This is a genomic window from Rhodococcus sp. BH4, assembly GCF_002079265.1.
GTDB classification, from domain to species: Bacteria; Actinomycetota; Actinomycetes; order Mycobacteriales; family Mycobacteriaceae; genus Rhodococcus_F; species Rhodococcus_F qingshengii.
This window is the reverse complement of sequence record NZ_CP014942.1, coordinates 342,473-363,470: the sequence shown is the minus strand read 5'-3', so window position 1 is coordinate 363,470 and position 20,998 is coordinate 342,473. Positions and strand designations below refer to the sequence as shown.

Sequence of the window (20,998 nt, the reverse complement as noted above, 5' to 3'; positions counted from 1 at the left end):
ATCGAAATACGCGACCGCGACTGAGGCAGCATCGGGCCGTGTTGCCACGACGGTAAGCCATTCTCGACGTGCTCAGTTCACGGGTAGACGGCAATCTCAATGAGATTGCCATCCAGATCCCGACAGTAGTGCGACACCATCTCTCCGAGGGCACCTAGCTTGGTCACGGGCCCGTCGAGCACCTCCACCCGACAGCTCTCCAGGTGGGCGCTGACAGCATCCGGCGAAGCTGACGTGACGAAGCACAAATCCTCGGAACCTGCCGCCTCGACGGCACCGGTGGTCCAGCCTGGGTCTTGCTCCACCGTTCCGAGAGGCCTCAAATTGATCTTCTGATTTCCGAACTTCACCGCAGTGCGTGCGGTGGGGCCGAATCGCTCGATCGTCATTCCGAGTACTGTCGCGTACCACTGGGCTGTGGCGTCTACGTCATGACAGTTGATCACGATGTGGTCAAACCGCTCGACCGAGAATCCCATGGTTGTGCACCTCATTCATCACCGTAAACGTCTCCAGAAAGTCACCCTACAGACGGCCCTACCTGCGTTCTTGTGCACATGCCCCCTCCGAGCGGCCACTTCCCGACAGTCGCGAGGCGGGCACCGAGCTTGTGAAGCCGCTGGACGCCCTTGTAGGCACCGGCAGCTTCGTCATGTCCACAGGGGGTCAGCGACAGAGCCGCGGTCAACTCTGTGGTGTGATCAGGATTTCGGTGATGCACGATTTCCTAGTCTGCCGATCCCCGCCGACTGGGCAAGAGGTGACCCAACCGGATCACGGCTGTCCGGCTGCCCCGGTTGAGCCATGCGTGCCCGACCTAGCCCACTCAGGCTGCACGCGGTTCTCGGTGGTCCGCTCCGGGCCGCACGCTGAACCGGAGCGGTGCGAGCGGTGCGATTGTGGCGTGCTCGGACCAGCTGCCCACCGGCACCGAAGCGTGACCGCAGCTCCGTGGGCGGCGCGTACGAATTGTCAGGGACGGGCGCGCAGTCTTGGAGGTCCGCCGACATCAGCTGTGAACATCCCCTCGGCGAACCATGCGTGTCGTGACCGATGAAAGTTCGACACGCAGATCAGCGGTCCACCGGTGAGAACAGGTGGGGTTCATCCGATGGACCAAACCACTAATGCCCCACCCATTCAAATTGCAAACATGGACGATCCGTCCGGTCACTCGTCAGTAACAACCGGACGGATCAACCGCATCTCTGCCGGAACAGCGGGCACGCAGTCAGGTGGACCCGCGGACTTACATGGTCACATCTGTCCGATCGGCCGATCCCTTGCTGCCCGCAAATGCTCTTACGAGTGACCGGAACCGGTAAGCTTCGCCGTCACATCGCCTTTACTAGGAGACAGTTGCCGTGAAGTCCTGGACCCGGTAGACGTCCACGCTAAAGTTGACGAACACGCTGAGGATCTAGCAGACAACTCGGAGGAATGCGTCTTGGTGGAGAGACTGATTCTACAGTGCGTCGACGATCTCGACGGGATGCCCGTCACCCATGAGGTCAACGAGAGAATTGAATTCTCCTTCCGCGGAACTGATTACGTGATCGACCTGAGACCAGCCAATGCGGAAAGGTTGAAAGCCGTTCTCCGGCAATACATCGCTTGTGCACAACGGATCGATACCAAGGCCGTCGATACAGAATCCCGAAGTGTCGAAAAGCCCCTCGATTTCGGACATACCGAGCAGCAGCTGCAAGCCGTACTCAGCTGGGCAAAGATACATAACTATGCAGTGTCCCCGTCCGGAGGGATCACGAAACAGATCATTCAGGCGTTCAATGCCGCGCACCGACGATCTTCGTTCGACGATAGAGCCGTAAGTGGAGCAGGACAGGCACCCAGATAGGCGTGGCCTCACCTCCGATACAGGTCAATAACATTCTCCAGGTACCACGGCAATCTTGCTTGTCCTCATCGAAGAGCGCATATCAGGCGGACGGCAAACGCAAGATACTGCGGTATCCGTAACACTTGGACGGCGCATCACAGTCACTGAATTCTGGTTTGCGTTCAGCCTCCCCACATCCATCCGGCAGGACCGAATCAAGCTCTCCCCTACCTGACTGACGCTGAGTTGCACCGCGGGGTCCGTAAACTTTGATATGCCCGGGGTCCACGTGCCATTCGCCGAGTTCCGCCGAAACGTACTCGATCTGTCGATCGAATATCCGGAGCTGGACGGGTGACGTGGCACCGAGGGCAGGACCGAGATCGGGAAAGAATGCCTCGACTTGGCGACCACTGAAGGGTTACCGACCCGCTGACACACCCGTCAAAAAGAAGCGACGAGCTCGAGGCCGCAATGCAGCAGTGAAGTCGCCGAAAGAACAAAAGTTGCCCCACGCCCGGATGGGCGTGGGGCAACTTCTCACCGAGCATTGCGACGCTGCATATTCAGCGCACGCGGGAAGTCACATCGACTCGACGCGCGGCACCCACGCCCGCAATCATGGGTGCAGGTTGCCCGCGCCACCGTTAGGGGCAAGAACCGAACCGATATTCGCGTCGGTTCGCGGGTTGACATCCGTTGCCAAGCACATCGTCGGGGCGTACTGAGTTCCGAACAGTGTCGCCTTCGACAGGAACGTCATGTAGTTCTTCGGGTTTGCGTACTTCCCGGCATCACCGTCGGTATTGACGTAGACCGCAGGATTGGAGGAAGTCGTGACAACCTGAACCGAGGGCAGCGTGAAGGTCGCGCCGGCAAGCGCGGTCAAACCCGCATCAGAGGTATTCGAGCCGCCCGGACTCGCACCCGCAATCGTTGTTCCGACTCCGCCATTGAGAGAAAGGTAGGACCCTGTCGCGTCGGCAGCACCACTTGCATTTACTCGCGTGACCACCGGGGTGCCACTGAAGCCACTGCCCGTCCCGGAGACGATGGAGGCTGAGGTGAAGGTTGCCGGATCAATCTTGAATACGAGGTTCAAGCGATTCAGATTGATGACGGTGGCACCGCCACCACTGGTCGGAACAGTTTGCGAGCCTGGCTGAATCGTGTAGGTGCCCGGTGTCGACGACGAGTGCGCAACCGACATGGAGTGAGCCTGAAGCGGCTGGTGAACATTGCCGGCAATGAGTGAATTGGGGTCACCCATGCAGGCGTTGTTGTAATTCGTCGTCACGTTGTGGGCCGACGCCGGCATCGTGGCCGCAAACACCAGCCCTAATGCTGCCGCAGAGATCGCAGCCGTTGTTCCGGCACGCCGAGCGAGAGATACAGTCATTATGAACCTTTTCCTTCGTTGAGAAACGATTGACGTTCAACAAGATGAAATGCCGCAACAGATTTCGAATCGCGGCATCATCGCAAAGAAAAACTCCTCCTCCCTATCCGTAGACAGAACGAACTCGGTAACAGCGCCATTCCAGGAGTTACTTCCCGGAGGCAAGGCAGGTTCGAATACCGTTGCAGGACAGCCCGACAGTAGATTTCAGCTCAGCAAGTCCACACATGGTCGGCGGTAGAAGATCGATGTAGGGGTAAGCCTTCGCAGCGATGCAGAAGAATCGCATCCTGCGTCCAGTGCCGGCGAGAATTCTCGCATCCCGAAACCCTAGAACAGGTACCAGTTTTCTCACTTTGGCGACTAAGTCAAGGAAAAACGAAAAGTTCATACTTTAGACGCAGCACGAGGGTCTTTCGCCTCCACTGAAAGTCGGAGGGCGGGACGAGCAACCGAACAGAATTGGCAGACAACGTAACTGAATCGGATCCAAGGGAGACCGATTCACTCCGCGCTCGTGTTGCCGCGCGAGCATTCGCAGGCTCGCGCGACTCAACCTGGCTGCCCCGTCCAGCCATTAGTACTTCTGGACGATAGTTTGCGAATTTCGCCCGAAATGATCGAAATCGGATACTCTTCTGCCACAGGCAATCCAAGCCACGCGGGGATTCGAATGTGGCACGAATTGACTACCAGCCGCAGGGGGACTGACCGGGAGGTTAACCGTTGGACCTGCAGTACGTCGCCTTCGCCCGTGCCGACCCGCATTGCTACGACCGCATCAGAACAGCGACTCGATTTCATTCACCGACCAACCGACACTTCATCCCCGACAGGTCAGTGGATTAGTCGCTCTGACGACGCGGCCCCAAGGCGGACCGCGTGAATGCCCGTCGCCTGTAGTGCCGAATGAGGGGGGCAAGGCCGCGGGACGAATCCAACCAACACAATCGGCGTGCACAATCCCCCCGGGAGTCAGTTTCCGATTCTTGATCGCGACATTCCAAGGCACTCAATACCAGCGTCGAGCCATGGCAATTGCCGATCGACCGACCAGCGGTCTTCTGTCTGAACACGTCAAATACCGCGCGGCAGTACAGTTCTTCCGAGTGAGGTGTTCCACAATGCCATTGAACCACAACCTATTTGGCACGATAGGATGAAACTGCCGGTGCACGAGATCGCCTGCCGTCGCGACGCCCTTCAACCGTTGGTCTTCGCCGGGCCATGCAGGCCGGCGACGCCGGCGAGCCTCATGAGTTCGCCGACGAGGTTTTCGCTGACCGCGATGTCCATACTGCGCGTGAGCTCCGCATGCACACATCAAGACCCGTAGGTCTGTCGCGAGGCTGTGTGGACTTCCACGATCAGCCCGGTGAGCCACTGTCCTCGTATCCATGTCGGGTGACATCGGCTGGATCTTGTATATGCAGTAGCCGAGGTGATGACGCCAAAAGCCTGCAACAACCGTTCACGGGCCCGCGTCGACGAGAAGATCGCACATCGAGTGAATCCTTCTGGAGCCAAGCAGTTCTCCCCGATTAACGCCGCGGCAGTGCGGAGAATTTAGACGTCGATTTCGAGCTGTCGGATGCGTTTAATCGCTTTTGTCAGCCGCGCAGATTCTGTTCTGGGGATGCCTGACCGTTCGCCCGGTCAACGTGGCCTTGGCGAACCCAACTATGGAGCGCGGGGGCGCCGAGGCCGAGTTCGTATGCGGCGGTGGTGATCGGTTTGTCAGCTCGGACAAGAGTTGCGGCCTGGAATCGGAACTCCGACGAACACGGTCGTGGCATGAACCGAAGCCTTTGAGCGAGGCTCGATCTTCACTCCGCCATGGGTCAGAAACCCTGGGGCAGGTCAAGATGCCAACACTAGCCCTGGTGATTGCGTCGAGCTGCATCTGACTCGAAGGTCAACTGACCGACAATACAATGTCATTGTCAGCGCTCCTCGAGACTACGTGATCAGTTCGAACCAATGACGACCGCAGCGTTGCAACACTGCTCGACGGTGCGAGTCGGATAGGGCGCACCTACTAATCCTCGGGAGGCGGCCAAATCGACGCCACGGTTGCTGTCCCGTCAGGTGATCATTCAGGGTGAAGAAATGAACCGGCTTCGAAGCGAACTCACCGATCTCGTGGCCCAGTCAACCTTGTAGTGCTCGCCGTACCGGTCGGCGTCGACAGCACATCCACACTGCTCGTCACCACAGGCGGCCATCCCGAAAGACTGCGCAGTAAAGCATCGTTCGCTGCCCTGTGCGGATCTCTCCGATCGACGCGTCCGCAGGAAAGCACACTCGCCACCAACTCAACAGCGGCGGAGATCGTCATGCCAACAATGCGCTCTGGCGGATCGCGATGGTAGCGACATGCAATAGCGCACCTACGTCGCGCGTCGACCAGTGGAAGGGAAATCGCCGGCGAAGATTCAGCGATGACTCAAACATCACACTGCCCGTGAGATCTACATGTTGTCGATCCGCCGACAGCTCAGAGCACCGACGGTCGTCGGCCGATCCGGCCCAACAGGGGCCTGTCCATGCAGTCCGTCGACGATCATTTCTACGTCCCTCTGACGACGATCTCGCGGGCGGAGCGAGCCACCAAACCGAACTACGAGTCCGCATCACGCTACCGCGCAGGACTGAAAGAGTAACTTGCACAAGATACTTGACACCAATAGGAGTATCCAAACCAGTTGCAGTTCCGAACTGACAATGGACGTTATCCACTCCATTCAAGAACTTTCAGTCGCCGCCGGCACCGTCGGAGATGCCGGCCAGCCAAGCAGAACCCGGCAATTGGTTCGCTCAGCGTCTTCTGCTGAACGCAGGTCGATACCTCGGATCAAAGCCGGGTGTCGGCTTTTTCAGATCTTCATCGCAACAGAAAATGCGGGTCGGCTCGTCACCTATCGACGAGCCGATCCGCATATCAAGTTATTCCGCGCTGAACGAGGGAATCATCATGCTTCCCATCACCGCCAAGCCGCTGACATCTCGAAGCGAACCCAGAGCATTACTCAAGAAGGAAAAAAGCATTAGATACTCACCTCCTTAAGCCGCGAGTAGTCGGATCGGAAGGTCATTCCTTCACCCATCCGTCACTCGACAATGCAGTCAGCATCTCGAAGAAGCTGACGTGGATCGCTGACAGTGACCCGGTGAAAAGACCGAAAACATCTTCCAAGGAACCCATTTCTACCCCCTACACTATTTGAACGGATTGAACGGGACGTCGAGACCGAAGTCCACGGAGAGCGCAACGGGCATCGTGATGATGGACTTGAAAGCAGTCAGCATCATGGGCAAGAGTGCCGAAACCGAACCCACATCAGATGAATTCATCTCACATCCTCCTATTCGCTCGAGATTCCAGTGAGCCCGTCGATAACGGCCCCACCGGCATCGATTGATCCGTAGGCGAAATTCAGAATCGCCTGCAAGAACGGAACTAACATTTACCACTCCTTCGCAACGGACAGTCGCATGTCGCCGGTAAGAATTTCCGTCACCCGAAGGACGGGATCTGGGGCCGAGCGATCACGATGTGGATGTAACCGTAGACAGTGTTTTAGAACTCGTGCCAGTTTTCGCGATTTATCTCAATTGTTCCGACTTAAGTCGTAGTTTCGGCAACTCAACAAGGGATGCATTAGTACTTAAGTTCCACAGAATGCGTTCGACAACGACGCCCACCAGTACCTCAAAGAAGGGAGATCCCCATTTTCGTTGCGTCCCATTGTCCACGGGTGCAGAGTTCAGAGGCAAACGAGGCTGGACCAACAGTGGTCCGATTTCGACATACAGCTCCCCCAGCTCACCGCCCAGTGCCATGGCCAGGTTCTTCGGCGAATGGAATTGTTTCCGGCGACTGGATTATCGCGAAGCTCTCTGCACGTTCTTTCTTCGAGCACCGCTCACGAGTCGACTCGATCCGCCAGCGGTTCTACATCAGTCACCCGAGATCCACACGGTCGACTACCCACGCTCTCCACGAGTATTCGCGAAGACTCCACGACGAGCACCTACCCCGCTCAGTATTGCCCAAACCGTTCGGCACGTGGACGCCAGCATCCGACATGTCCACGCATCACTCCCTCGCCGACCGAAGCCGATGAATGCACCCACCGAACGAGAGAAACCTCGCCAACCGATCGGCAACAAGGCAGCATTCGCCACAAAACTAGCGAACGGATCGAAGTACAGCGCACCCATCCGTGCCGACCCCGCATCGATCTTCGCGACCCCCTGCGGCCCTCAAGGGCACGTCGCCATCGACGGATCCGGAATGCTGATGGGCGCAGATGGCGAACTCGTGACCGCGGCCCGCGACGAATTTCGTGGTCCACATGGATCGCGAAGCCCCGGGTGACCTACCCATGGGACAGTACGACGTCCAGTGACGATCAAAACCTTTGTCCCCCAACGCAAACCAGCATGAACCATCCTCGGAACAGTCCGGCCGCCGATCGGGCACGTCTATGGATATCGGATCGAGCCGGCCGTCAACGGCCGCAGTTCCCTCGTGACCTCGTACTGCGACTGGTCCGATATCGATCCAATCTGGCGGCAAGCAGGAATCTTTCCCGCCATCGCCGAAGGATCTCTCGAAGCCACGCTCGGCACCCTGCACGCACCGTAGCCAGAGGTTACCCGCGCTGACCCGGTTCGAAAGCCGGGTACGACCGACAACAACCCTTCGAGCCAAGACCACGCCTGAATCATCCGTTGTGGAAGGGCGAGGAGTACTCCTTTCCGTCACGGGCTCCTCGCCGGTGAGTCAGGTTGTCGCGACTGTGTCGATCAGCTTCGCGCAGAACGCCGGCAGATCATCGGGGTTGCGGCTCGATATCAAGGTATTCGGTCCTGAAGTACAAACGACCACTTCTTCGTCAACCCACGCGCCGCCCGCGTTCGTAATGTCGGTACGCAAACTAGGCCACGACGTCAGCGTACGACCACCGACCACGCCGGCTTCGACCAGCGTCCACGGTCCGTGGCAGATCACTGCGACAGGCTTCCCGGCATCGAAGAAACTCCGGGCGAACGCCACCGCCCCTGGATTCACACGAAGAAAGTCGGGGTTGGCCACACCGCCAGGCAGGACGAGAGCGTCGTACTCCGACGACTTCGCCGACTCGACCACCGCATCCACGTCGAAGATGTCAGCCTTGTCGAGATGATTGAATGCCTGCACGGTTCCGGATTTTGTCGAAACAATCGACGGCTGAGCGTGTTCGGCAACCAACGCATCCCACGGGTCCGTCAACTCGATTTGTTCGACTCCCTCCGTCGCCACGAGGAATGCCACCTTCTTTCCTGCGAGTAGTCGACTCATGCTTGAACGTCCTCCCTCATCTTCGTCACAACAGTCGAGCGACTGCTCAGCTGGATGCGCCCTCGGTGTCGTCGAAAAACGACCATTCACCGTCATGCTGGACTTCCATGCGCCATCCCAGTTCCGAGTTGTCGGCGCGGGCATCGACGAACCAGGCATGCGCATCGTCAGCGCTGTCGATGTCGCGCGTCGCGGTGACGTCGCCTGCAGGATTGATCACTCTGTAAGTAGCCATTCGGGTCGGCTTCCCCAGCCGATGCTTCTTCAATCATCGACCGCGACGACGGCGTATCAACCCGTACCGGCACCACGGACGGTCAGGCGCTGAACCCACGCGTCGTACGCCGACTGTACGGTTCACACACGAAGTGCGCGAGGCGATCAGAGAGGTCGATGGTATGCGACCTGAGCCGTCAGAAGTAGATTTACGACTTGGGGATCCCCGTATCTCGCCGATACGCAAACCGTCGACGATCATCTCGAGCCGAAGAGCGAAGCCATCGGAAGTCCAGACACATCACCACACCCATGCCGATACTCAGCATCACAAGCAACAGAACAATGTTCAGCACCGTGTTTCCACCCTTCTGTGGGACCGGCAGTCAGCCCGCGGTCATGCCGCGAAACGCAGTGGGCTTCGATTCGCCCCTTGCGGAGGCCGTGGACTCCTTGGCACACGACAGTTCTCCGACATCTCTTGCCACACGAGGTCATCGTCAACGCGAAACAGTCTTGTAGGCACAGTCTTTCGACATTCCGGCGCCCTTTTGCACCGCAGTAGCGCACCTACGAAGAAGTCTGGTGCCCGACCATTCGAGTCGACGCCGCACCAGCCAATTTCTAAGGTAGATACTGCAGATTTGATATACCAGACAGTTCGACAATCTCGCCCACCCTCGCCGCCGCGCCACGACCTCCCCTCATGCGGCCACCGTTCAATGACATCGGGAGAAGACAAATGGCCCGTCTGGCTATTCGTCAGTAACGACCAGTCGGGCTCTGCATGCCCTTGCAAGCAAGGAAGGACACGCTACTCGACTCCGCCTGCGCGCTCGACAGATTCCCGATAGAAACTTCCGACCTCCGACGGCAGACACACCACAGCCATCCGCCCACAGCGGCAGGTGGGCTTTCGACTTTTACGCCGCGTGCAGAACCCTCGGGGGCGTGTCCTCGCCGGGCCGATTCCGGGTCATCGCCGCTGACAGGCCATCTCTACCGCCTCCGACGATCTCGCGCCACCACGCTTCACGTTCCTCGGATACGGGCCACACCACCACATCGAGGTCACTGACATCCATGCGTTTTTACTCCTTCGCACCGTCTCCCCTCCTGTTACCCAGCCCATTCACCCCTAAACACCTCACACCGGGCCACCCCTCGCCGAATCCGGAACCGGACTCGCCCTACTGCTTCGTAAACACCGTGTTCCCCGGTGCCCGCCGGGAGGCAGTTTCGTGGGCAACAACGCCCCGAGGTGGTCGTAGCGCTGGACATGCAATCCCCCACTGCTGCCGCCGTTGGCTGCCGTCGCCGCCACGATCGCCTCGTTGTCCGAATCGAAGAACTCCTCGGCGGTCGATCCGTCCGCGAACGTGAACCTGTACCGTTCCATCACGCAACCTCACCGTTTGTCGAAAATAGATCGTAGACATTGTGTTCGGACGAAACTCTGCACGGTGCGCGTTCACGCTGCGCGCCGGAAAAGGTGATTGCCGAGCCGGTCACACTTCTCGCACTCTTCACCGTCCAAGGCCTGTACCCACTACCTACCGGGTATTCGCAGAAGACGTCACAGTGTGTGAGCGTCTCGGCAACCACCGCACAAGAACCCGCGGACCCTGCCCGCAAGTCCTCACACCCGAGGGTCCCCCGCTGCGCCGTCGAGGGCCGGGCAACGAGAAGCCCGCCCACGCCCCTAACCCTGTGGAGGGGAGCGTTGGGTCGCCCGAGGCCGCATCACCGGAACCCGATACGTATAGCGGGACATCATGATCGGCGGGGCCACCAAGCCGGGGTCGAGGGTGCAGCCGGCAATCCGGGTGAGCAACACCCACGCCGCCGGAGTGAGTGCATCGGCGAGAATCCGATCCGAATCCTCCACCACGGCAGCATATTCCAGTTCGTGCCAGAGGTGGATACCCAGCCTCTCCCACTCCGAGTCGCCGCGCCGACCCCTGCCGGCTACTTCACGCTCATCCTCGGCGATGCGGTCGATCTCGACATCATCGACCCCAGTCATTGTCGCTGCACCCTCTCGAAACCTGCTGTTGTGGACTGCGGACTGTTCCGGCGTGCTGTTCACGCATCGATCTGCTTGCTCTCCTGCTTGTGGCCCACCTCCTTGCTGCTCCCGTTGCTGTTCCCGGCGCTGCTGATCTCGATCTTGCGGGGCTTGGCCCGCTCCGCGAGCGGGATCGTCAACCTCAGCACGCCCGCGTCGTAGCCGGCCTCGATATTGTCGGTGTCGAGGTTCTCACCCAGGAACAGTTGACGACTGAATACCCCGCGCGGGCGCTCAGCGGCAATCATCTCCGCCTCGCCGGCGCGAACCGGCCGCTCGGCGTGCACCGTCACCACGTTGCGGTCCACATCGAGGTCGAGTGAATCCGGGTCCATACCGGGAAGATCGAACTCGACGACGAACTGCTCACCTTCCTGCCATGCATCCATCGGCATCACCGCCGGCTGCGACGCAGTACCCAACAGCTGTCGGGTCAGGCGGTCAAGGTCACGGAAAGGATCGGTGCGCATCAACATTTTCGGTCACCTCCAGGAAAAGTCACTGGAACCGTTCACTGACTACCACCACCGCATCCACCGAACTTCTACAGTAGATGCTGTAGATTTGGTATATCATCAAACACACATCGGATCAAGAGCTTGCCCGCAGATATCGAAATTTCTTTGATGGGAGGACCATCATGGCGCGCAACCCCGCTATCGCCGAACCCCCTGGCCTGTACGCGATCTCGGTGACATCGGAGCTCTCCGGATTCACCGCCGGCACGCTGCGACTCTACGAACAGTACGGCCTGATCACCCCCGCCCGCACCCGCGGCGGTACCCGCCGCTACAACGACGAGGACCTTACTCGTCTGGGCCGCATCACAGAACTCATCGCCGACGGCATCAACCTCGTCGGCATCAAACGAGTCCTCGAGCTCGAAGACAGCACCGCCCTACTACGCCGCGACAACACCCGGCTACGCGCAGACAACGCCCACCTACGCCGGAAAAACACACACGACACGGAGAAACGTCCGTGATCGCCCGACAGAGAAAGGACCACCGCCATGGAAGACAACCGCATTCGCTCAGCCCTCGACGCGACACCCGACACCGACTACCTCGAACAAACCATCCCAGCCGACCCGAATGCAGTGGATGCCGTCGACCTCGAAGCCCTCACCACTGAACTCGACACCCCATGGCCGACGCCCGAGGGAGATCTGCTCGAACAATCGACACCCGCCCCCCTCGACGACGAACGCTGAAATTCCCTGTCCGCCGGTGCACTACACCAACCGGGCAACGACCGCCCTGCCGACCCGAGGCATCTCTGTATCCGAATACGTTGTCTAACAGCTCTTTCGAGAACGACTGCACGACCGGATCCGAGAGTGCATACGATACGAAAACTTCCCGGAAAGGATCACTTCATGCTCGTACCACCTAGGAGGCTCTACCTCACCGGGCATCCGGGTTCGCCAACACCAACGACGAGTACGCCCCGGCGCTGATCCCTCGTCGCCGCGCGTTCTCCGCCAACCGTGCAGTTGCGAGTTCGATCGAAATACCGTCGAGTTCGGCGATCATGCCGACTGCCTGTTCCACGTCGCCGCGGACCGCGATCAGCTTCTTGACCGCCGTCACCACCTGCGAATGACGATCCTGACGACTGTCCGTGGACAGAGTCAGAGCGGCCAAATCTGCCATCGACTGCCCGTATGCATTACTACGCTCCGCGCTGTGCCACGAATCGTGAGTGAAGACCACGAGTGATCCGAGCGATGTCCGACCCAACCTCATCGGAAAGCAGCGGCACCCGCCCAGTCCTTGTTCGAGTCCTGAGCGACCGAATTTCCGCCACCGCTCCCCCACGTCTTTGAAGCTGTCGACCATCACAACCGCTCCGCTCTCAGCGCTCAGCGCAGCCGGACCCGATATGGCAAGAGTCCGGTCGGGAACGAACTCGGCATTTGCCGACTCCACCAACACATCGAGATAACCTTGCTCCCCGTTTCGCACCACGAGGGCGCACCACACACCGCTCAGATTCTGTCTCGATCGCTCAACGATCGTCTCGAGTACACGCAGGGAATCGAAGTCGGTGGTGAGAAGATGAGTCACCTCGGCAATGCTCAATTGTATTGCGGGGGTGTTCATCCTGGGCTCCCATCGTCAAGTACTGCAGAGACGTTGCGCGATCTTTCCGAATCAGGTGTCATCCGTCGTCACCGCCGTGTGTGAATCGGGTCCGCCGATTCACGACATCTGCGGCGATCTCCCAGATCGGCCTCCCCGAGGAGTACGCGGCGGCTCGAAGCCGAGAAAGTGACTCTTCGACCGAGACACGAAGTTGGATCGCGATCATCCCGACTGCCTGGTTCACCTCGGGTCGGTGAAAGGCATTGACGAGCATCCCGGCGTCCAGATCACCGGTGACAGGAAGTTCGGCAAGAATCGCCATCGAAATCGCAGCGGCACTCGCAGTCGCCAATTCGATCTGCTCGTCGTCGAGGCCAATGGGATCGAGACGGTACAGTTCGAGCACACCGAAGACATCACCTCCGCCCCTGAGCGGAAAGGCGAACACCGATCCGACACCGGCTTTGTCTGCCTCGCTGGCAAACCCCGGCCAGATGTCATTGGCAGAATCACTGGAAGTGTCGTTGCAGAACATCGGTCGCTCAGTTGTGAATGCATCAACGCACGGACCGTCACCGCCGGTGAACTGTAGTTCGTCGAGATGTTGTGCCACCGAGTCCGTCGCGTACATCAATTCCCTCGACGAAGAGCTGCTGAGCACCGTGATCGCCGCCCCGTGAACTTCCGCCAGCCTCAAACACTGTCGACACAGTTTCGCGGTCATCGGCAACTCGACTGATGCGCGGCGCCCTCTCTCACTTTCGGATTCGTCGGGAAATTCGGGGGTGTCCTGACTTCCTCTCGGATCTGCATTCACAGGACGCACCTCCTCAGTCGCCTTCACGGGACACACACGGCGCCTGGTCACTCCGATCCGGCGTAAAGTCGAGATTACCGAATAGAGGTACTTCTCAGGCGCGCGGCCGAGTCGGCCGCGTCGGTGCCACTTTTCGTTGGTGGACCACTTCCACCGCGCGGATCGGGCAAGAAATCATGACCTTCGACAGTACTCATCCGCGCGCGCGACCGTCGGCCGCCTTCGTACGAGCACAGGGTCGCGAGCCGCGACTCATCGATCGCCTCGAACAATCTCTCTCCATACCGGCTGATTCCCCGGATCAAGTCGTGGAGTTGATGATTCGATGCACGATCGCCGCCGTCGAGTTGGTTGTCGGTGTTGATCACGCCGGTGTCACGGCATCCCTGGACAGCGAACCGTTCACCGTCGCCCCTACCGATGAACGTGTAGAAGAATTCGATCGCACGCAATATCTCCTCGGTGACGGACCCTGCCTGTCAGCATCGCGTACGGGTCGGTCGGTCCGAATGTCGGTCGAGCAGTTAGGTACACGGTGGCCCACTCTCGGTATTGCTGCGCGCAACGCCGGATTGGAAGGTTTTCTCGCGGTACCACTGTTCAACTACGACGTGCCGGTCGGGTCGCTGAACCTGTACTCGCATTCAGCGGTGGCAGAGACGGACCGGGACCGTGATCTCGTCGTCGTCATCGCCGAATATCTGGGAGCGGGGCTCGATGCCATCGCAACAGACCATCGACTCGAACGTGCCGCCAACGCCCTGCGCCGAGGAATCGCCTCACGTGCCGACATCGAACGAGCAGTCGGAATCTTGATGATCCGCCGAGATACAGACCCCGAGACCGCGCTTTCCGAACTCCAGGCTTCAGCACGTCGTGAGTCCAGGGATTTACTGGACGTTGCACGTCAGATGATCATTTCAGCCGATGACGAACGCACATAGAGCTAGAGCTTCCGATCGACCGGTCAGGACGCTGCGACGGCACGAAGCGGCGTGCCGTCGATAGGCGGGAGAGCTCACCATCGCCGCGTTCGCGGGGCCTCGTCATCTCTAGGTGATGCGCACACTCGCCAGCAGATCCTCTGCCACCGCCCGCAGTTTCGTGTTGGTGCGTTGAGACGTCTCGACCAACATCGCGAACGCCCCATCCGCATCGACACCGTGCACCGCCATCAACACCCCCTTCGCCTGATCGATCACCGCCCGCGAATCGAGAGCACGCTCGAGCTGCAGAGCCAACTGCCGGGCACCCCGGTAACGTTCGGTACTGCCGATCGCATACCCAGCGGCAGTGGTGAACAAATTCATCAACGCCACCTCAGAACGAGCGAACCCGTCCGCACGGCTGCCGTACACGTTGACCGCACCCGCACGCACCCCGGGCTCGAGCGCAGGCAACGGAATCGACAGGAAACTCTGCACCCCGAATCGCCGGGCCTCGGACGCCAGACCCGGCCACCGCTCACTGGCAGTCGTGCGGTCCGCCACCACGATCTGCTCGCTCTCCGCGGCCTCGATACACGGACCCGCCCACGACCGATACTGCAGCTCGTCCACCATGACGACCTCACGGGACGTGCGCGCCGCCGTCGACGCAGCACCCTCCTCATCGAGAACCGTCACCCCCGCCATGTCCGCATCCTCGATCAACTCCACCGCATGCTCACACAACCGGTTCAGATACTTCTCGATGTGACCGGCCGGATTCAACACCCGATACAGATCCTGCAACGCTTCGGCAGCCGCATCGAGCGGAGGAAACCACCCATCACCGACAGCAGCGCTTCGTACGACATCCATCCCACACCTCACACGCACTCCCACGAGACCGTGACGGCACACGACGAAAAACGGCAAAACCCCGATCTCCACTTGTCAACAACTCACGAATGCCCGAACACGCCACCGCCAAACCCATGGCGGGGCCCGCCAGACCGGCAACCAAAAAAGGGAGGGTTCACCAGCGGTGAGGGGTACCGGCGTCCAGCGGACGACTGCTACACCCGAACTCGTTAGCGGGAGCCGGATCCCGCAAAAAAATCGCCGAACCACTCGTGGAGACCCATCACTTTGCTGCCAATAATGGCCCTCCTCGCGCCCGGCCAGTCCAGCGATTTCCACCAGTCTTCCCGTATCTGCTTGACCACCAGCAGGTTTACGGATGGCACGCAGACGGTCACGCTACGGGCTATTTCTCGATTCGAACCCCAGAAACTACTGAGCGAGTTGGGTTGCGGGTGGCAAGCGACGTGCAGGATCGAGGGTTCAGCGGGCAGTCGGGAGTTCGACGGCGCCGTTTTCGAGGAGAACGTGTGCGTCGATCATCTGACCGCCCCGTTCGACGTAACCCATCAGGTTCGCTCCGGACCCCCAGCCGAGCAGTCGCTGTACCTCTTCGGAAAGATCAAGCAGTTTTTCACGCGGGATTGACAGGTATTGGTTCTCTTCCTGACGTAAGCAGGCGAGGTCGAATGCCATCGTCAAGCCGGTCCGTGGCGCCTCGGACGAGTTGTTACCACCGCCGTGGTACGTAGAACCGGTCCAGATGAGGGCAGCACCGGCCCGCATTACGGTCGGCGCCGCTTCGGCTTGTTTCGGGCCTCGTTGGTCGTCCCACCGATGGCTTCCGGGTATGACGAGGGTGCCGCCGTTTTCTGCTGTGAAATCGCTGACCGCCACCATGATCTGCAGTCGGCCCTCGCGTCCGTAGTCGGGGTGGCGCCACAGAAAGCTCGTGTCGTCTCGATGGAGACGCTGGGCACCCTGCCCTGGGTGGATTTCGATTGCCTGAGTGACACCGATCTGGATATCAGGCGTGATTTCGATCTGGTCGTCTCCGACCCAGACGGACAGGGGCACCTGAAGGATCTTCTTGGCGGCCCCGTAGTAGAGCGGGTGGAGCGCGATCTCGGGCATGAGGTCGATCCGACCGAACAGCCCTCCTGCTCTTCGCGTTTGGGTTCCGGCGAAGAATTCGTCTTCTCCGTAGCCGGTGCTTTCAAGGACGGGGCCAAGTTGGGCGCGCAGCTCGTCGAGCTGGGGGGTGTCGAGGAAATCTTCGACGATGACACCGCCGTCGCGGTGGATCACGTCGACGATCTCGTCGACTGTTGTTGTCGAGGGCAGGGCGGTGAGGTGATTGGCCATGGTTGTCATTGATGTCTCCTTAGATTGCGGATTGAGGGTTGGCGGAGAGTGTTTCGATTTGGGCGAAGATGCCCTTGTCCCCGTGTCCGGCTGCGCATGCACGTTGCAAGTTGTCGAGATTCGCCGTCATCAGAGCGGCGCGTTGGCCTGCTCGCTGCATCGATTGTTGCCAGGCTTCTACTGCGGCTGCGTATACGTTCAAGGTTGCCTGATCGGTCTCGTACTCTCCGGATTCGAACGCTTTGAGTGCTTCGTGAAGGAGTTCGAGAAGTTTGTCGGTCCACAGGTGCAAACTGTGGCGCATCTCCGCGATCGCGACGTCCTCGGACCGCACGTACGCTGCTGCTTCGTGGAAGGCACCGAGCGCGACGTTGAAGAATGCGCCTGCCATGGCCGCGTCGATCACGTTGGCGGCACCGGGACGGGCTCCGACATATCGTGATTGGGCGGCGATGGGTGTCAGAAGGCTCTGGACGTCCTCCCACACGTCCTCGTCTCCGGAATAGTTGATCCCTGAACTTTCGGTTCCGATGTCCTCCGGGTATGCAGCTATGGCTCCGTCGAGGTACCGAGCGCCTCGCCCTGCGATCCACTCGGCGAACTGGTTCGCTTCCTCCGGCGTACCGGTTGCGGTGTTGACGATGATTTTTCCGGCAATCGAATCTGCTTCTGTAACGACATCTTTGGCGATCTCGTAGTTCAGGAGACTGATGACGATTAGCGGGCTGGCCGCAATCGCAGATTGTGGAGATTCGGCGACTGTAGCTCCAGCCGCAGCGAGGGGCTCCTCTTCCGCGAGCGCGCAGCCACCGCCGTGACAATCGCAGCACTGATCGCCGGTGCCGTCGCAACCTCATGGATCTATCTCAACGGAATCTTCTTCCCCGCACCGTCTCCAGTCAGTGCCATGTCCTACGTTGCGCTCGCAACCATCACGCCGGCCACTATCGCCTTTTACCTGATGGGGCGTCGAAGCCACGCTGACGCCTCCCAGCCGCCACCTCACCTGAACTCGGGACGAGCGACGACCCGAGAGCAGTAGGCGAACCTCAACCTCAAGCAAACAAACCGGCTTCCCGACGCAACGCATGGGTTCACCAGCTCATGAAGACCACGCCAATCGACCTCCACTGCAAGCTTGAGAAGCTCTCTGCACGTTCCTTTTTCGAGCGCCATCACGAGCCACCACGCCCACCCTACCTCGGCGGGATCGCTCAGGCGGAGAGTTTCCCGGTGAACTGTGCAGGGCGCTGTTCGAACGGGCGGCAGACGCCTTCCCCGGCACGTCCGCCCTACTACTGCCACTGTCCCGTATCGGATTCGCACGCCGAATCGACAGCGTTGCAGTAGCACTGGAAAATCACATCGCCTGGCCCCGCGGGGGTGATCGCCACACCGTTCCACTACCTCCACGACAGACATCCGGACGATGCTTCTGCTTCGGAGGTGACGCAGAACAACAGCAACTTCACTCAGGCGCCATAAATCGGGCCCGATTCGCGCTACCGTTCTAGGTTATGGGGACCAGCTTCCACGGACCGAACCCGTGGCCACACATCACTCGCGCAATCCGCACGCGAGGCCCACGCTATGCCGCTGTCCCCTACCTTGGACACCTTGCGCCTGAACTACTTCCACTTCGCAGTGGAGACCTTCTGGTCGTCAATGCTTCAACCGCGGCGATCCGCGCCCACGCCACTTCACCTGTCGTTCTTTCGCACTACCTCAGCAAGGGCGTTCGCATCCTCTCGTCGTCAGCATTGCACGCCAAGGTCATCGTGACGAACCAACGAGCTGTAATCGGCTCGGCGAATGCTTCCGAAAACTCCATATTCTCCCATGAGGCGGTCATCATTTCCGATGACCCTCAAGTGGTCGCCGACAGTCGCGCATTCATCAACAACATCGACGAAACCACCACCGTAGACCAGACATTCATCGACAACGCTGAACGCGAATGGGCAACCGGGCGAGCCGTACCCATCCCCGGCATCGCAGGACGAATTCAGAACCTCGACAACGACTTTCTTCCAACTCCGACCAACAGAGTATTCATCAGGCGCCACGAGAGCCATCCTCACACGCGCACCCCACCTGTGAAAAAGCCTTCAACGAAGGAGCTTTCGGTCGATCCGACAGCCAGATACCGACTCGAAACGCTCACAATCGAAAAGCCATGCAGCATTGCACGCGGGGACGTCGTCATTCGCGTCTCCATGGATGACGAATTGCTACTGCCACCCGCTGCCGTGATATCCAATCAGGAAAGAATGCCCCTCTCCCCCAGCCAATTTCACTGCTTTCTCCGCGTTCGCAACGATCTAGTGCCGCTTCCTGCTGCGGACGTCGAAAAGCGTCTCGCCGACGTTGGGCATCCCAGCGCACAACTGAGGTCTAACCACTATGTTCGCTCCCCCAGTCTTCGGGCCGAACTCTTGGCACTGTGGAGCCATTGACCCCGAGGAACACATGTTGACGAAACACACAGCACCCGTTCGAACGCAAGTGCACTTCTCTCCCGATATGTCGACCCGAACATTGCACTGGCGGAAGTCGAACAACACGCGACTTTGCTGCCCCACCTGCCGAACGAAATCCTTTGTGTAACTGCGATGAAGAGCATTAACCGCGGCATTGCACTCAGATGAACCTCGCGCCAACCGAAGTCCCGTCACGACTCGCCCGCGAACACGAAACGTAAAGTTCTCCCCGTTCGAGACGCACATTCGACAAGAGGCCACATCGAGTTTTCCTTTCCGGATCCTTCCGACGACCCTCCCCCCGTCCACTGTCCACAAGTTCCTCTCCTCGTCACACGACAGTGCGCTGCGGAGGCAACAGCTCACACGTGGGCTGCCCCACCCCTCCCCCTCGTTCAATCACACATGATTGCACCCGGCATTTCAGAGCATGAGCGCTAAGCATCTCCATCCGCTCCTCAAGTTTCGAACCGACTCCGACACGAGAACGCCTTCGAACGAGCCGGCGCCGACACACCCAGGATCCGCCTTCGGTGAAGCCTTAGAAACGCCCCATCGGGCTCGTCGCTGGACGGGCCGGCGGCGGCCTGTGACGCGGGCCGCCGAAAAATCCCACAGAACTCCATGGCAACATCAACCACACGCGACACACCGAACAAGCGCGCCTACCCGTATCAGTTACAGATTGGTTCTAGTCTTTCCTCATGGCACAGCACAACAAGGGACCTCGCGGACACATCGCGACTCGTGCTCCCCTCAAGCAGCACAAGGTTTACGAGGATCGGGCCGCCGAACTCGGAATCCCTGCTGGGGACTACTCCGTGCTCATACTGGCCATCACACACGGACTGGACATACCGGACTACATCAGCGACAAGCTGCATCCGGAGCAGCTAAGACTTCTCGAAGTCGAAGCGGCCGGATCGTTGCGTCGCATCGAGCAGCTTGCGGTCGGCGCATGAACTATCCCTAGACAGCGAACAACCCCCAGGGCTTGGCGGCATCGGGGGCTGTCCGTTTATGCGGTTGTGGAAGCTTCCCAGCTTCCTGACCACCACTAACCCAGAGAAGGAAGAGGCGGTGACCACCACTACCTCGAAAGGAAGAGGCGGTGCTTACTCGATGATATCGCAGAAACGCAATTCCGCCATACCCGCGGACGTGTTCTCGGTGTCATTTCTGGCACGTCCAGATCACATTTCAGCTTTCGCGACGCCAGGATCACACTTCTGCGTACCGAATGTCCCCTCCGAGCAGGCCAGCACCCTACCCATAGCGGTACCGATGTGCGGCCGCCGGATCGAACAGACCTCTCGAACGACCGCGGCCGCAACGCGCGTACAGCGGATCCGCAGAGAGGGAGGGCGCCCCTAGCCGGCAGCGAGCGAAGTACCCCGATACCTAACTAAACAGCGCAGACCTCTTGAAAAGTACAAAGGCCCCCGAAGGGGGTGATTGGGAGCGGACCGCATCGCGGCGAAATAGGACTGGCAGGTCCTTGACGTCGACTGAGAACTGGCAGGTTCTCCGACATCCGTTCTCGAAACATTCTCGAGAGGTGAGCTTCGAAAGTTGGCGCTTTCTCTGCTCGTACT

Annotated in this window: 21 protein-coding genes and 2 pseudogenes; 8 read left to right on the top strand and 15 right to left on the bottom strand. The window is 59.5% G+C overall.

Translation table 11 applies throughout. The features are described 5' to 3' along the window. Nucleotides 1-77: 77 nt before the first annotated feature. The gene (locus A0W34_RS31030; RefSeq protein WP_064688375.1) at nucleotides 78-479 is read right to left on the bottom strand and encodes a VOC family protein; all 402 of its coding nucleotides are present in this window, start codon (nucleotides 477-479) and stop codon (nucleotides 78-80) included. Between the two features lie 1,013 nt (nucleotides 480-1,492). Between A0W34_RS31030 and A0W34_RS33890 the strand changes: the two genes are divergently transcribed. Next, nucleotides 1,493-1,858, top strand: a complete 366-nt coding sequence (locus tag A0W34_RS33890; RefSeq protein WP_371714683.1) for an Lsr2 dimerization domain-containing protein — start codon at nucleotides 1,493-1,495, stop codon at nucleotides 1,856-1,858. A 601-nt stretch (nucleotides 1,859-2,459) separates the two neighbouring features. Here the strand turns inward: A0W34_RS33890 and A0W34_RS31020 are convergent. Continuing rightward, nucleotides 2,460-3,239 carry a hypothetical protein gene (locus A0W34_RS31020; protein WP_064688373.1) on the bottom strand — a complete coding sequence of 260 codons (780 nt, stop codon included), beginning with the start codon at nucleotides 3,237-3,239 and terminating at the stop codon, nucleotides 2,460-2,462. Nucleotides 3,240-6,458: 3,219 nt separating this feature from the next. Continuing rightward, nucleotides 6,459-6,593, bottom strand: a complete 135-nt coding sequence (locus A0W34_RS33700; protein WP_256521188.1) for a hypothetical protein — start codon at nucleotides 6,591-6,593, stop codon at nucleotides 6,459-6,461. 825 nt (nucleotides 6,594-7,418) lie between these two features. Between A0W34_RS33700 and A0W34_RS31010 the strand changes: the two are divergent. Beyond that, nucleotides 7,419-7,910 (top strand): annotated as a pseudogene (locus A0W34_RS31010) (polyketide cyclase). 118 nt (nucleotides 7,911-8,028) lie between these two features. Here the strand turns inward: A0W34_RS31010 and A0W34_RS31005 are convergent. The 6 genes from A0W34_RS31005 to A0W34_RS30985 form a co-directional block, all read right to left on the bottom strand. Next, nucleotides 8,029-8,586: a type 1 glutamine amidotransferase domain-containing protein gene (locus A0W34_RS31005; protein WP_064688370.1), complete on the bottom strand. Its 558-nt coding sequence runs from the start codon at nucleotides 8,584-8,586 to the stop codon at nucleotides 8,029-8,031. Between the two features lie 46 nt (nucleotides 8,587-8,632). Then, a complete protein-coding gene (locus tag A0W34_RS31000; protein ID WP_054828087.1) occupies nucleotides 8,633-8,821 on the bottom strand; it encodes a hypothetical protein in 189 nt (62 codons plus the stop codon). Between the two features lie 904 nt (nucleotides 8,822-9,725). Continuing rightward, nucleotides 9,726-9,887, bottom strand: coding sequence for a hypothetical protein (locus A0W34_RS32945; RefSeq protein ID WP_156665952.1), 162 nt, complete (start codon nucleotides 9,885-9,887; stop codon nucleotides 9,726-9,728). Between the two features lie 62 nt (nucleotides 9,888-9,949). Further along, nucleotides 9,950-10,201 carry a hypothetical protein gene (locus tag A0W34_RS30995; RefSeq protein ID WP_054828088.1) on the bottom strand — a complete coding sequence of 84 codons (252 nt, stop codon included), beginning with the start codon at nucleotides 10,199-10,201 and terminating at the stop codon, nucleotides 9,950-9,952. A 303-nt stretch (nucleotides 10,202-10,504) separates the two neighbouring features. Further along, nucleotides 10,505-10,891 carry a hypothetical protein gene (locus tag A0W34_RS30990; RefSeq protein ID WP_081559281.1) on the bottom strand — a complete coding sequence of 129 codons (387 nt, stop codon included), beginning with the start codon at nucleotides 10,889-10,891 and terminating at the stop codon, nucleotides 10,505-10,507. After that, a complete protein-coding gene (locus tag A0W34_RS30985) occupies nucleotides 10,888-11,346 on the bottom strand; it encodes an Hsp20/alpha crystallin family protein (protein WP_054781738.1) in 459 nt (152 codons plus the stop codon). Before A0W34_RS30985 ends, A0W34_RS30990 begins: the two co-directional genes overlap by 4 nt. Nucleotides 11,347-11,510: 164 nt before the next feature. Between A0W34_RS30985 and A0W34_RS30980 the strand changes: the two genes are divergently transcribed. Beyond that, nucleotides 11,511-11,855 (top strand): MerR family transcriptional regulator, encoded by a 345-nt coding sequence (locus A0W34_RS30980; RefSeq protein ID WP_054781737.1) that lies wholly within the window; start codon nucleotides 11,511-11,513, stop codon nucleotides 11,853-11,855. Between the two features lie 27 nt (nucleotides 11,856-11,882). Then, on the top strand, nucleotides 11,883-12,083 hold the full coding sequence (locus A0W34_RS30975) for a hypothetical protein (RefSeq protein ID WP_054781736.1): 201 nt from the start codon (nucleotides 11,883-11,885) through the stop codon (nucleotides 12,081-12,083). Between the two features lie 193 nt (nucleotides 12,084-12,276). Here A0W34_RS30975 and A0W34_RS30970 read toward each other — a convergent pair whose 3' ends face one another. Together A0W34_RS30970 and A0W34_RS30965 are read right to left on the bottom strand one after the other, a co-directional pair. After that, the gene (locus tag A0W34_RS30970; protein WP_063315321.1) at nucleotides 12,277-12,975 is read right to left on the bottom strand and encodes a hypothetical protein; all 699 of its coding nucleotides are present in this window, start codon (nucleotides 12,973-12,975) and stop codon (nucleotides 12,277-12,279) included. Nucleotides 12,976-13,033: 58 nt separating this feature from the next. Then, on the bottom strand, nucleotides 13,034-13,774 hold the full coding sequence (locus A0W34_RS30965; RefSeq protein ID WP_198035742.1) for a GAF and ANTAR domain-containing protein: 741 nt from the start codon (nucleotides 13,772-13,774) through the stop codon (nucleotides 13,034-13,036). Between the two features lie 176 nt (nucleotides 13,775-13,950). On the opposite strand from A0W34_RS30965, the gene A0W34_RS30960 reads away from it, so the two are divergent. Continuing rightward, nucleotides 13,951-14,718, top strand: a complete 768-nt coding sequence (locus A0W34_RS30960; protein WP_198035741.1) for a GAF and ANTAR domain-containing protein — start codon at nucleotides 13,951-13,953, stop codon at nucleotides 14,716-14,718. Nucleotides 14,719-14,826: 108 nt separating this feature from the next. Here the strand turns inward: A0W34_RS30960 and A0W34_RS30955 are convergent, their stop codons facing one another. The 4 genes and pseudogenes from A0W34_RS30955 to A0W34_RS33545 form a co-directional block, all read right to left on the bottom strand. Beyond that, nucleotides 14,827-15,576: a GAF and ANTAR domain-containing protein gene (locus A0W34_RS30955; RefSeq protein ID WP_042445282.1), complete on the bottom strand. Its 750-nt coding sequence runs from the start codon at nucleotides 15,574-15,576 to the stop codon at nucleotides 14,827-14,829. A gap of 465 nt (nucleotides 15,577-16,041) precedes the next feature. After that, nucleotides 16,042-16,923, bottom strand: coding sequence for a phytanoyl-CoA dioxygenase family protein (locus A0W34_RS30950; RefSeq protein ID WP_037126477.1), 882 nt, complete (start codon nucleotides 16,921-16,923; stop codon nucleotides 16,042-16,044). Between the two features lie 19 nt (nucleotides 16,924-16,942). Further along, on the bottom strand, nucleotides 16,943-17,410 hold the full coding sequence (locus tag A0W34_RS33550) for an imine reductase family protein (protein ID WP_232330094.1): 468 nt from the start codon (nucleotides 17,408-17,410) through the stop codon (nucleotides 16,943-16,945). Next, nucleotides 17,411-17,659: pseudogene (locus A0W34_RS33545) on the bottom strand (NAD(P)-dependent oxidoreductase); the annotation flags it as partial. Nucleotides 17,660-17,737: 78 nt separating this feature from the next. Between A0W34_RS33545 and A0W34_RS30940 the strand changes: the two are divergent. The 3 genes from A0W34_RS30940 (at nucleotide 17,738) to A0W34_RS30930 (ending at nucleotide 20,365) form a co-directional block, all read left to right on the top strand. After that, entirely contained in the window at nucleotides 17,738-17,965 is a 228-nt protein-coding gene (locus tag A0W34_RS30940) for a hypothetical protein (protein WP_190287610.1), read from the top strand. A gap of 475 nt (nucleotides 17,966-18,440) precedes the next feature. Further along, the gene (locus A0W34_RS30935) at nucleotides 18,441-19,379 is read left to right on the top strand and encodes a phospholipase D family protein (protein ID WP_064688359.1); all 939 of its coding nucleotides are present in this window, start codon (nucleotides 18,441-18,443) and stop codon (nucleotides 19,377-19,379) included. Nucleotides 19,380-20,107: 728 nt separating this feature from the next. Then, nucleotides 20,108-20,365 (top strand): hypothetical protein, encoded by a 258-nt coding sequence (locus A0W34_RS30930; protein WP_029256882.1) that lies wholly within the window; start codon nucleotides 20,108-20,110, stop codon nucleotides 20,363-20,365. Nucleotides 20,366-20,998: the final 633 nt, after the last annotated feature.